Source organism: Achromobacter aegrifaciens (assembly GCF_902859965.1).
Lineage (GTDB): Bacteria > Pseudomonadota > Gammaproteobacteria > Burkholderiales > Burkholderiaceae_B > Achromobacter > Achromobacter aegrifaciens.
This window is the reverse complement of sequence record NZ_CADIKO010000002.1, coordinates 103,150-114,629: the sequence shown is the minus strand read 5'-3', so window position 1 is coordinate 114,629 and position 11,480 is coordinate 103,150. Positions and strand designations below refer to the sequence as shown.

The window sequence follows — 11,480 nt, the reverse complement described above, 5'->3', positions numbered from 1 at the left end:
TGGGTCGTCCCGCCCGGCTTGGCATAATACGCAGCCATGAGCAAACCCGCAGCACACCACCCTCCCCTTGCCGCAGGCTGGCTGGCCAGCGCGCCTCCCATCCTGCCTCCTGCCCCGCGCCACTGGCTGTTCCGCCCCGGCGCGCTGACCGCCGGTTTGCGCCAGGTTGGCCAGGTGCGCCTGCGCGTGCTGGCCGAATACGCGGATGGCGCGCCGCCGGACGAAGCGCGGGCGATGGGCCTCGCGCCCGGCACGCCGGTGTGGATTCGCGAGGTGCTGATGTCGGTCAATGGCGTGGACAGCGTGCCTGCCCGCAGCCTGACGCCGCTGCGCGCCTCTCACGGCGCCTGGCAAGGCATGCGCCGCCTCCTGACCCGGCCATTGGCGGACATGCTTTACCACGACAGCACGGTCGAGCGTTCGCCGTTTGCCTGCCGCCGGCTGGCCTCGCCGGTGCCGTTCCATGCCACCGCGCTGGACGTATTGCCGGCCGGCCAGCGCGACCGCGATGGCGGACGCATCTGGGCGCGCCGCTCGGTGTTCTGGCGCCAGGGCCAGCCGCTGCTGGTGGCCGAGTGCTTCCTGCCGGCGTTCTGGGAGCTGGTCGCCGATCAGCCGGTGCCGCCGCTGGTGCCGCACCAGCGCACGCCGCGCTGACACCCCGGCCTCAGCCTTCGTAGCGGCGCCCGCGCTCCAGCAGTTCGGGCGTGCCGATCACAGCGTTCAAGCCGTCGAAATCCAGCATGCCCTCACGCCACGGCGCGGTCGTGCCATGCTGGCGCAGGCTGGCGTAGTAGCCCTGCAGCGTGTGCGCCACCGCACGCGCCGTGCCGCCCGGGAAGATGACGATGCGGAATCCCAGCGCGGTCAGCGCATCGGCGCTTTGCACCGGGGTCTTGCCGCCTTCCACCATGTTGGCCAGCAGCGGCGCGCGGTGCGCAAAGCGGCTGCACGCCGCCTGCATCTGCTCCGGCGTACGCAACGCCTCGATGAACAGCGCGTCCGCGCCCGCTTCCAGATACGATTCCGCGCGGTCCAGAGCCGCTTCCAGTCCCTCCACTGCCAGTGCGTCGGTACGCGCCAGGATCAGGGTGGACGCATGCGCGCGGGCATCCACCGCGGCCCGCAGCTTGCCGCGCATCTCGGCGGCCGGGATCACGGCCTTGCCGTCCAGATGGCCGCAGCGCTTGGGAAAGGTCTGGTCTTCCAGCTGGATCATGGCGGCGCCGGCGCGCTCCAGGCCGCGCACGGTGCGCTGCGTATTCAGGGCATTGCCGAAGCCGGTGTCGGCGTCGACGATAACGGGCGTGGCCACCCGCTCGGTGATGCGGGCCAGCGTGTCCTCGACCTCGCTGTACGTGGTAAGGCCGATATCCGAGCGGCCCAGCCGCGTGTATGCGATGGACGCGCCCGACAGGTATAGCGCGCCGAAGCCCGCCTGTTCGGCGATCAGCGCGGACAAGGCATCGTAGACGCCGGGAGCCAGCACGGCGCCGCCGGCCAGCTGTGCTTGCAGATTCTGTATTTGCATGGTCTGGAAAATCCTAGGAAAGCTCGCGGCCCAGCAGGGATGCGGCGGTCGCAGCGGCGATATGGCCGCCCGCCACTGCGCTGAGCAGGCCATTGCCGGACAGGTAGCCGGACACGTCGTTGCCCGACACGCCGCGCGCCGCGCCGCCTGCGGCCAGCAGATTGGGCAAGGCATGGCCCATCTGGTCCAGCACGCGGCAATCCGCGTCGATGTCCAGGCCACCTTGCGTATGGAACAGCGCGCCTGTCACCTTGACGGCGTGATACGGCGCCTGCAGCGTCCGCTCGAAGCGCCGGCCGTACGGATCGGCGGCGTCGGGGGCCACGCTTGCGAGCGTCGCGCGCAGCGTCGCTTCGTCGCAGCCGATCACCCTCGCCAGCGCAGCAACGTCGGCGCAGGTCTTCAGCGCCTGACCCGCCTCTGCCTGGACGAAGTCCGGAAAGCCGCGCGCCAGCGCCAGCGTGCGGTCGTCGAATACGTTCCAGGCCACGCCGCCCGGTTGCTCCAGCACATGCACCGCGGCCTCGGAATAGCCGTGCGTCTCGTCATGAAAGCGCCGCCCCGCGCCATTGATCTGCACGCCGCCGTCCATCATCACCGCCCAGGAGATCAGTGCGCCCTGCGGCGTGGCCCAGGAGCCATGCCCCTGGTAGCCGCCCAGGTCGGCCAGGCGCGCGCCCAGCTGCACTCCCCATTCGATCGCGCTGCCGTCGTTGCCGACGTGGCCGCCGTAGACGGCCTCGCGCATGGCCGGCAGATGTTTGCCCACCATCGCCGCGTTGCCGCCAAAGCCGTTGCAGGCCAGGATCAGCACGTCGCAACCGATCACGTCGATGGAGCCGTCCGGCCGCTCGCAGCCCACCGCCGTGATGCGGCCGGCTTCGTCCGTCCAGATCTGCCGCGCCAGGGCGCGGGTCAGCAGATAGGCTCCGGCTGCGGTGGCGGCGCGCTCCAGCGCGGCCACCAGGGCCGCGCCCGTGCGCTCGGGCAAAGTGTGCATGCGGCGGGCGCTGTGGCCCGGGTACAGGAAGCCGTCCAGCACCTGGAAATCCAGGCCGTGGCGCGCAAGGTTGTCGATCGCGGCGGCTGCCGCGCCCGTGTAGGCATCGACCAGCTGCGGCGCGGCCGTGCCGCCGGTCTTGGCCTGGATATCCGCGGCAAAGCGCTGCGCGTCGTCCTCAATGCCGGCGGCCCGCTGCGCCGCCGATCCCGCTGCCGGGATGAAGCCCGACGACAAGGCGGTGGAGCCGCTGGGCGCGGCGTCGCGCTCGATCAGCACGGTCTCGATGCCGGCATCGGCCAGGCGCAGCGCGGCGGTCAGGCCGCAAGCGCCCGCGCCGATGATGGCCACCGGCACGTGCATCGCGTCCGCGCCAGGCGCTGCACCCCGCAGGACTTGCGGCGCGCTCACGAGGCCAGCCTGTCCAGGAATTCCTGGCAGGACAGCACATCGGCCACGGTGCGCAAATCCGCCAGCGCGGCATCATGCATGGCCGGCGTGGGCGCGGCGCAGCCATCGGCCAGCACCGCCACGTGATAATCCCGCATGTGGGCGTCGCGCGCGGTGCTGGCCACGCCGCCATTGGTGACGATGCCGGCGATCACCACGTTCGAGATGCCCGCGCGCCGCAGCACCCAGTCCAGCTGGGTATTGAAGAAGGCGGAATACGCCACCTTCCAGACCGACACGTCCACCAGTCCGTCCAGTTCGGCGACGTTGGCCTGCCCCTTGGAGCCGGCGACGAAATCGCCCTTGCGCAGGAACGGGCGCAACTGCCGCAGATGCGGCGAGATCATGGGTTCGCCGTGCGCGTCCGGCCATAGCGTGAACTGGCTGGCCGCCACGAAGCCGCCTCGCTCCTTGAGCTTGCGGGCCACGGGCGCGACCCGGGCGGGCAAGGCCCGCGCCTGCGGACTGACGGCGCCGCCGCGGTCGTAGGCGCCGCCGGGCGCGAGGAAATCGTTCTGCAGATCGATGACGACCAGCGCTGTGCTGCGGGGATCGAAGGCTGACATGGGCTCTGCTCCTAGGAAGCCTGGCGGGCGATCAGCAGATTGCCCAGGAAATCGACCTGGCCGGCAAAGCCGGGCTCGATCCAGATCGTGGTGTCGGGCTGCTCCAGGATGGCGGGTCCCGCCACCTCTGCGCCCACCGGCAGGTCCAGCCGCGCATAGCGCACGGCGTCATGCCATTGCCCGCCATGGAAGACGGGCTGCGTGCCCAGCGCGTCCGGCATCGCGGTGCTGGTCGGCGCCAGCAGCGCCAGATCGAACTTGGGGCGCTGGCCGATGCGCGCATAGCGCAGGTTCAGGATGCGCACCGCGATGCCGTCCAGGCTGCGGCCGAAGGCAGCGCGGTAAGCGCGCTCGAAGGCGGCGCCGATGCCGGCGCGGTTCAGTTCATCACGGCCGACTTCCACTCGCACCGTATGGCTCTGACCCACGTACAGCATGTCCAGTTCGATGCTCTCGCGTATGCCCTGAAAGCCCACGCCGGCGGAATCGAGCCGCTCCTGGCAGGCCAGGGCCAGGCCATCGATGCGGGCCAGCAGGTCATCGGCATCCAGGGCGGCGAGCGCCACGTTCAGGGTCTGCACGCCGTCATGCCGCATGTCGGCCATGACGCAGCCCAGGGCCGAGGTCACGCCGGGGTAGCGCGGCACGATGCCGCGTGCCGCGTCCACTTCGTTCATCATGGCGCAGACGTGCAGCGCGCCACCGCCGCCAAACGGCATGTAGGCGAACTTGCGCGGGTCGTGGCCCCGCTCGATGGACACCACGCGGATCGCGCCCGCCATCTTGGCATTGGCCACGGTCAGGATGGCCTCGGCCGCGGCATGCACGTCCAGGCCAAGCGGCTTGGCCACGTGTTCCTCGATGGCGGCGCGCGCCAGCGCCACGTCCATGGTGGCAAGCAGGCCACCGCCCAGCGGGCGCTCGGCCGCGATGCGGCCCAGCAGCACGTTGGCGTCGGTCACGGTGGGGCGGGTGTTGCCCCGGCCATAGCAGGCCGGCCCCGGCACGCTGCCGGCGGATTCGGGACCCACCTGCAGCAGGCCGCCCGCGTCCACGCTGGCAATCGAGCCGCCGCCCGCACCTATGGTTTCGATCTGGATCATGGGCGCGCGCACCACCATGCCGAAGTCGATGGAGGTCTGCGCCGACAGCGAGGCCTCGCCGTCCGCCACCAGCGACACGTCGAAGGAAGTGCCGCCCATGTCGCCGCTGACCACGTTGGGAAAGCCCGCGGCGCGCGCGATCGCAGCGCAGGCGATGACACCCGCGGCCGGGCCCGACAGCGCGGTGCGCACCGGCACGTCGCAAGCGGTCTGGCGCGACATCACGCCGCCGTTGCTCTGCACCACCAACAGTTCGCCGCCGAAGCCGTTGTCCTTCAGATCCGCTTCCAGCCGGGTCAGATAGCCGCCGACCACCGGCTGCAGCGAGGCGTTGAGCACGGCCGTGGAACAGCGCTCGAATTCGCGGATCTCGGGCAGCACCTCGGTCGCGGCGGTGACGTTGCCGTTGGGCCAGAGCGCGCGCACGCAGGCCGCGGCCTGCGCCTCATTGGCCGGATTGGCATAGGCATTGACGAAGAAGAGGCAGACCGCCTCGCAGCCTTGCTCCAGCAGTTGGCGGGCCGCGGCCTCGACCTGGGCCAGGTTTACCGGCGTGTCGATGGTGCCGTCGGCCAGCACGCGCTCCTCGACTTCCAGGCGCAGGTCGCGCGGAACCACCGGCTCATAGTTGCCGCGCAGGCCCCAGGTCTGGGGCCGGTCGCGACGGCGCATTTCCAGCACATCGCGAAAACCTGCCGTGGTGATGATGCCGGTACGCGCCACCTTGCGCTCCAGCAGCGCGTTGGTGCCTACCGTGGTGCCGTGCACGATGGTGGCGATGGCGTCCGCGCCATCGGCCACGCGGGCAATGCCGTTCATGAAGCCGCGCGCTTCCTCGCCGCGGGTGGAAGGCACCTTCACCACGCGGGCGCTGCCGCCCGCCTCGTCCAGCACGAATATATCGGTGAACGTGCCGCCCACGTCCACGCCTACGACCAAGCCTTGTGCCGCGCTCATGCCGACTGCTCCTTCAGATTTCCACTTACATAGCCCATCTTGCGGTCATGCTCGCGCGCCGCCTGCGTACGCGCGGCAGGCTCGCCATAGCCGCCTCCCCCGGGCGTTTCCAGCCGAACCCGGTCGCCGCGCTGGAGCTGGATGCCCAGCATCTTCGAACGCATGGGCGGGGTCTGCCAGCCGCCGTCCTGCTGATAGCGGAAAACGTTCAGCGCCGCTTCCCTGCCGCCTGCGATGCCCTTGGGCGCGCTCTTGCCGCGCTCGCCGAAGATGAAGGCTTCGGCGCTGTCTTCCAGCAGTTCGATTTCATAGATGGCGCCCAGCCCGCCGCGGTGCTGGCCGTCGCCCGCCGAATCGGGCCGCAGCGCCCATTGCGTGAAACGCACGGGATAGGCCGCCTCCAGGATCTCCAGCGGCGGAATGGTGGCCGTAGAGATGGGCGCATTGCCGTGGCTGAGCCCGTCGCCGTCTGAATGGCCGCCGTGGCCGCCGCCGAAGAAGCTGAACATCACCCAGCGCTGGCCGCGCCGGGCGGGGTCGCTGCGGTAGCCGGCGATCGACAAGGCATTGATGGTGCCGTAGGCCTGCGCCAGCGCGCGCGCCGGCTCGGCCTGGGCCATGGCGCAGAAGATCACGTCGATCATGCGCAGGATGGTTTCGGTATAGCCGCCGACCGGACGCGGGCGGTCCGCCGAGATCACCAGGCCGTCCGGCAGCACCACGTCCACCGCGTCCAGCACTCCGGCGTTGGCCGGCACGTCCGGGAACAGGTGCTTCAGGGCCACGTAGCAGGCCGCGATCGCCGTGGCGCGGGAGATGTTCACCGGCCCGGCGCAGGCCGGCGAGGTACCGGTGAAATCCAGCGTCAGACGCTCGCCCTGGACTATGAGATTGAGCGCGATGCGCAACGGCTGGTCGCGCACGCCGTCGTTGTCCAGCATGTCTTCGAAGGCGTACTCGCCGTCGGGCAGGCGCGAGATATGGTCGCGCATCAGGCGGCGCGCCCGTTCGCGCAGCGTGTCCAGCGATTCCAGCACGGTGGCGTCGCCGTATTCGTCGAGCAGGCCATCCAGCCGGCCCGCGCCCAGTTCCAGCGCCGCCAACTGACCGTTCAGGTCGCCCCACAGGCTGTCCGGCAGGCGCGTATTGGCCTTCAGGATGGCCAGCACGTCCAGGTCGAGCACGCCCGCGCGCACGATGCGCACCGGCGGAATCTGCACGGCTTCCTGCCAGCATTCAGTGGCGGCGGGGTTGTAGTTGCCCGGCACCGCGCCGCCGACGTCATGCCAGTGGGCCGCCGAGGCCAGGAAGCAGAACAGCTTGCCGCCGCGGAACACCGGACGCACCAGCTTGAAGTCGTTGGCGTGGGTGCCGCCTTCGTAGGGATCGTTGAACAGCCAGACGTCGCCGTCGACCATGCCGCCCCGCTCGGCGGCCGCCTTGGCCGCGGCCTTGACGGCGAATGCCATCGCGCCCACGAATACCGGCAGGCCGGACTTGCCCTGCACCAGCGTGGCGCCGGTGGCGGCGTCGTACATGCCGTGGCAGGCGTCGTGGGCCTCGGCGATGATGGGGTTGAACGCGCTGCGGTACAGCGTGGCGTCCATCTCGTCGGCGATCTGTTCCAGGCGGCCTTTCAGGACCGCGAGTGTGACGGGGTCAAGCATGATGTGGTTCCTAATGAGTCTTGCGCTGTTTCAGCAAATTCAGCAGTCCGCCGGCCTGCACCATTTCCAGCAGGAAGGCGGGCACGGTGTCGCAATGCAGTTCCGCAGGTTCTCCCGCGGCGCGGCGGATGCGGCCGGCGGCGGGATCCAGGGCGATGCGCTCGCCCTCTTGCAGGGTTTCGGCCTGTGGGCAGGTCAACAGCAGCAGGCCCACGTTGAAGGCGTTGCGGAAATACAGGCCGTTGAAGGACGGCGCGACCACCGCGGCGATGCCCAGGCGCACCAGCGCCGCGGCAGCCTGTTCGCGCGAGGAGCCGATGCCGAAGTTGGGACCGGCCACCAGCACGTCGCCCGGCCGCGCGCCGGCGGCGAACTCGGGCCGAACGCGCTGCAGGCAGTGGCGCGCGATCTCGTCGATGCCGAATTTCATATACGCGCCCGGCGCCAGCGCGTCGGTGTCGATATCTGCGCCCACGCGCCAGACGCGGTGCGTCACGGACTGCTCGGTCATGCCATGAACTCCCGCGGATCGGCGATGCGGCCGGCTATCGCCGATGCCGCCACCGTATAGGGTGAAGCCAGATAGACCTGGGCCGTCTCCGAGCCCATCCGCCCCTTGAAATTGCGCGCCGTGGTGGCGATGACGCTGGCGCCGTCGGGGATGGACCCGCCGTAGCCCGCGCAGGCTCCGCAGGATGTGGCCAGCACGTCCGCGCCGGCATCGCGCAGCGCCTGCATCACCCCTTCCGCCTCGGCCTGGCGCTGGTCCTGCCGGCTGGCCGGCGCCACCATCAGGCGCATGCCGGCGGCCAGCCGGTGGCCGCGCAACACGCTGGCCGCGGCGCGCAGGTCCTCCAGCTTGGCGCCGGTGCAGGCGCCGATATAGGCCACTTGCAGCGGCACGTCGCCATACTGGTCCACGTCGCGCGCATTGGCCGGGCTGTGCGGCGCGGCGACCTGCGGCGCCAGCGCCGCGGCATCGAAATCGTGCCATTCGGCCAGCGCCCCTTCGTCGCTGCGCCAGCGCGCCAGATCGATCTCGTCCGTGACGCCTGCCTCGCGCAGGTAGGCAACGGTGGTGGCATCCGGCGCAATCAGGCCGACCTGCGAGCCCAGCTCCGCGCTCATGTTGGACAGGGTCATGCGTTCCTGCATCGACAAGGCGCGCACCGCTTCGCCGCAGAATTCCACCGCCTGGTAGCGGCCGCCGTTCATGCCGTAGCGGCCTATCATGTGCAGCATCATGTCCTTGGCGGTCACGCCCGGCGCCAGCCGGCCGCTCCAGCGCATCATCAGGGTTTGCGGCACCTTCACCCAGATCTGCCCGGTGACGGCCACGCCCAGCATCTCGGTGCTGCCGATGCCGAACATGTAGGCGCCGAATGCCCCGCCGGTAGGCGAATGCGAGTCCCCGCCCACGCAGAACATGCCGGGGCGGATATGCCCATGCTGCGGCACCACCACGTGGCAGATGCCGAGCGAGTCATAGACGTTGGGCAAGCGCTGTTCGGCCGCCCAATCGCGCGCGATGCGCACGATGCGGCGCGACTCGTCATCGGATTCGGGCACGTAGTGGTCTATGACCAGCACGATCCTGGATGGATCCCACAGCGTGGCGCCCAGTTCCTGCAACATGGGCTGCAGGCGGCGCGGACCGCTGGAATCATGGAACATGGCCAGGTCGACCGCACAGGTGACGATTTCGCCCTCGGCAACGGAAGCACGGCCGCAGGCCGCCGCGATCAGCTTCTGCGCCAGCGTTTGAGGCTCGGCCATGGCTACATCCCGAGATAGGCCCGGCGCACGTCGTCGCTGGCCATCAGTTCCGGACAGGCGCCGCTATAGCGCACCGCCCCGTTTTCCAGCACGTAGGCGCGCTGTCCCGTCTCCAGGGACTGCCCCACGTTCTGCTCTACCAGCAGGATCGCCAGTCCCTCGCCATGGAGACGCGCGATCAGGCCGAACAGCTCTTCGACCATCAGCGGCGACAGGCCCAGCGACGGCTCGTCCAGGATCAGAAGGCGCGGCTCGGCCATCAGGCCGCGGCCGATGGCCAGCATCTGCTGTTCACCGCCGGACATGGTGCCAGCCAGTTGCGCCAGGCGTTCGCGCAGGCGCGGGAAGATGTGCAGCACCTTCTCCAGATTGGCGGCGCGGCGCTCGCGCGCCCGGGTGAATGACCCGAGTTCAAGGTTTTCGCGCACGCTCAGGTTGGGGAACACGCGCCGGCCTTCCGGCACCTGGATCAGCCCGGCCTTGACCACGTCGCGGTAATGGCGGCCGGTCAGGTCCTGGCCCTCGAAGCGGACCGTGCCGCCCCAGGGCCGGCACAGACCGCAGACCGTGTTGTTCAGCGTGGACTTGCCCGCGCCATTGCTGCCCAGCAGCACCACGATCTCGCCCTGGTCGACCCGCAGGTCGACGCCGCGCAGTACTTCCATGCGGCCGTAGCCGGCGCGCAATCCCTGGACTTCCAGCAGCGCGCTCATGCCGGCGCTCCCTGCGCGGCCAGCCTGGCCGCCGCGCCCTGGCCCAGATAGGCCTCGACCACCGCCGGATCGCGCGTGACCTCGCCCGGCGTGCCCGAGGCGATAAGGCGGCCCTGCGCCAGCACCCATACATGTTCGGCCAGGCTCATCACCGCGCGCATCACGTGTTCGATCATCAGCACGGTCACGCCGTCTTCGGCCAGCTTCTTCACCACCGGTATCATCTCGTCGATCTCGCTGGGGTTGAGCCCCGCCAACACTTCGTCCAGCAGCAGCAGGCGCGGCCGCGTGGCCAGCGCGCGCGCCAGCTCCAGGCGCTTGCGGCCGGCCACCGTCAGATCCGCCGCCGGCCGGTCCAGCAAGCCCCCCAGATTGACCCGCGCCGCAACCTCTTCGGCCGCTTGCAGCGCCTCGCGGCGATTGCCCAGGCGCAAGTGCGCGCCCACGGCGATGTTCTGGCGCACCGTCTGCGCGCCGAAGGGCTGCACGATCTGGAAGGTGCGGGTCAGCCCGAGCCGCGCCGATTCGTGCGGCGGACGGCCGGTGATGTCGGCGCCGGCGAAATGCACCGAGCCGGAACCGGGTTTGAGAAAGCCCGACAGCAGGCCGAACAGCGTGGTCTTACCCGCGCCGTTGGGACCGACCAGGGCCGTCAGCGAACCCTGGCGCACGTCCAGGCTCACATCCTGGACCGCCTTCAGGCCGCCGAAAGTGATGGAAAGATTGCGCGCTTGCAGCAGGATCTCAGACACGGGCGCGCTCCTTGGCACTGAACAGCCGGCCCAAAGCCTGGCCGCTGCCGGTGATGCCGCGGGGCAGGAACATCACGATCACGATGAGCACCACGCCGTAGATGACCATGCTGATGCCCGGCAGTTCGCCAAACAGGTTGCGCGTCAGGTCGCTCAGCGCATGCAGCGTGACCGCTCCCAGCACCGGCCCCCACAAGGTGCCCAGGCCGCCGACGATGGCGCCGACCAGCGCCTCCACCGACACGGCCGAGCCGAAGGCGATGCCCGGATCGATGTACTGGAACACCTGCACGTAGAAGGCGCCCGCGGCGCTCATGAAGGCCGCAGACAGCGCGATGCCGCCGAGCTTGACCCGCAGCGGATTCACGCCGATGGCGCGCGCCGCGTCCTCGTTGTCGCGCACGGCTTGCAGGTAGGCGCCGAAGCGCGAATGGCGCAACCATGCCGTGACCACCAGCGCCAGCAGCACGAAGCCCAGCAGCAGGTAGATGTAGCCGCGGCGCGAACCGAACTGCATGTTCGCCACGCCCTCCTGCAACGGCACCATCAGGCCCACGCCGCCCCCGGTGAACGACACCGACAACGCCAGGATGCGGAACACTTCCGCAAACGCCAGCGTCACCAGCGCGAAGTAAGAGCCCTTCAGGCCATAGCGAAACGTCAGCCCGCCCACCGCCAGCCCGACCAGTGCGCCCAGCGCGATGGCCATCGGCAGCGCCAGCCAGGGATTGATGCCCAGGTTCAGCTGCCCCAGCGCCTGGGCATAGGCGCCCACGCCGAAGAACAGCGCATGGCCGAACGACAGCTGGCCGCCATAGCCGCCCAGGATGTTCCAGGCCTGCGACAACAGGGCCGCGTACAGCGACATCATGACGAACGTCAGCGCCACGCCCGATTCGGTCAGCGCGGCGGCGGCCGCCAGCGCCGCGCCGAACAGCGCGATAGTCAAAAGATCCTTGCCCATG

11 protein-coding genes are annotated in these 11,480 nt (G+C 69.9%); 1 reads left to right on the top strand and 10 read right to left on the bottom strand.

Annotated features, from left to right (window positions below; translation table 11 throughout):
* Window positions 1–36: 36 nt before the first annotated feature.
* Complete coding sequence (locus HV793_RS11745; RefSeq protein WP_054456627.1) at window positions 37–657, top strand: chorismate--pyruvate lyase family protein; 621 nt, start codon at window positions 37–39, stop codon at window positions 655–657.
* Window positions 658–667: 10 nt separating this feature from the next.
* On the opposite strand, the gene HV793_RS11740 is transcribed toward HV793_RS11745, so the two are convergent.
* Genes HV793_RS11740 through HV793_RS11695 form a run of 10 tightly spaced genes read right to left on the bottom strand, consistent with a single transcriptional unit; the run spans window position 668 to window position 11,479 of the window.
* Window positions 668–1,531, bottom strand: coding sequence for an isocitrate lyase/PEP mutase family protein (locus tag HV793_RS11740; protein ID WP_125473072.1), 864 nt, complete (start codon window positions 1,529–1,531; stop codon window positions 668–670).
* Window positions 1,532–1,544: 13 nt separating this feature from the next.
* Window positions 1,545–2,942, bottom strand: coding sequence for an FAD-dependent oxidoreductase (locus HV793_RS11735; RefSeq protein WP_175213217.1), 1,398 nt, complete (start codon window positions 2,940–2,942; stop codon window positions 1,545–1,547).
* Window positions 2,939–3,547, bottom strand: coding sequence for a cysteine hydrolase family protein (locus tag HV793_RS11730; protein WP_054456624.1), 609 nt, complete (start codon window positions 3,545–3,547; stop codon window positions 2,939–2,941). Before HV793_RS11730 ends, HV793_RS11735 begins: the two co-directional genes overlap by 4 nt.
* A gap of 11 nt (window positions 3,548–3,558) precedes the next feature.
* A complete protein-coding gene (locus tag HV793_RS11725) occupies window positions 3,559–5,607 on the bottom strand; it encodes a hydantoinase/oxoprolinase family protein (RefSeq protein WP_175213216.1) in 2,049 nt (682 codons plus the stop codon).
* Window positions 5,604–7,274 (bottom strand): hydantoinase B/oxoprolinase family protein, encoded by a 1,671-nt coding sequence (locus HV793_RS11720; RefSeq protein ID WP_054456622.1) that lies wholly within the window; start codon window positions 7,272–7,274, stop codon window positions 5,604–5,606. Before HV793_RS11720 ends, HV793_RS11725 begins: the two co-directional genes overlap by 4 nt.
* A gap of 10 nt (window positions 7,275–7,284) precedes the next feature.
* The gene (locus tag HV793_RS11715) at window positions 7,285–7,785 is read right to left on the bottom strand and encodes a LeuD/DmdB family oxidoreductase small subunit (RefSeq protein WP_054456621.1); all 501 of its coding nucleotides are present in this window, start codon (window positions 7,783–7,785) and stop codon (window positions 7,285–7,287) included.
* On the bottom strand, window positions 7,782–9,050 hold the full coding sequence (locus HV793_RS11710) for a 3-isopropylmalate dehydratase large subunit (RefSeq protein ID WP_175213215.1): 1,269 nt from the start codon (window positions 9,048–9,050) through the stop codon (window positions 7,782–7,784). Before HV793_RS11710 ends, HV793_RS11715 begins: the two co-directional genes overlap by 4 nt.
* Before the next feature lie 2 nt (window positions 9,051–9,052).
* Window positions 9,053–9,763 carry an ABC transporter ATP-binding protein gene (locus HV793_RS11705; RefSeq protein ID WP_119449513.1) on the bottom strand — a complete coding sequence of 237 codons (711 nt, stop codon included), beginning with the start codon at window positions 9,761–9,763 and terminating at the stop codon, window positions 9,053–9,055.
* Window positions 9,760–10,515: an ABC transporter ATP-binding protein gene (locus HV793_RS11700; protein ID WP_175213214.1), complete on the bottom strand. Its 756-nt coding sequence runs from the start codon at window positions 10,513–10,515 to the stop codon at window positions 9,760–9,762. The genes HV793_RS11705 and HV793_RS11700 overlap by 4 nt, the downstream gene beginning before the upstream one ends.
* Window positions 10,508–11,479, bottom strand: a complete 972-nt coding sequence (locus HV793_RS11695; RefSeq protein WP_054456617.1) for a branched-chain amino acid ABC transporter permease — start codon at window positions 11,477–11,479, stop codon at window positions 10,508–10,510. The genes HV793_RS11700 and HV793_RS11695 overlap by 8 nt, the downstream gene beginning before the upstream one ends.
* Window position 11,480 lies beyond the last annotated feature (1 nt).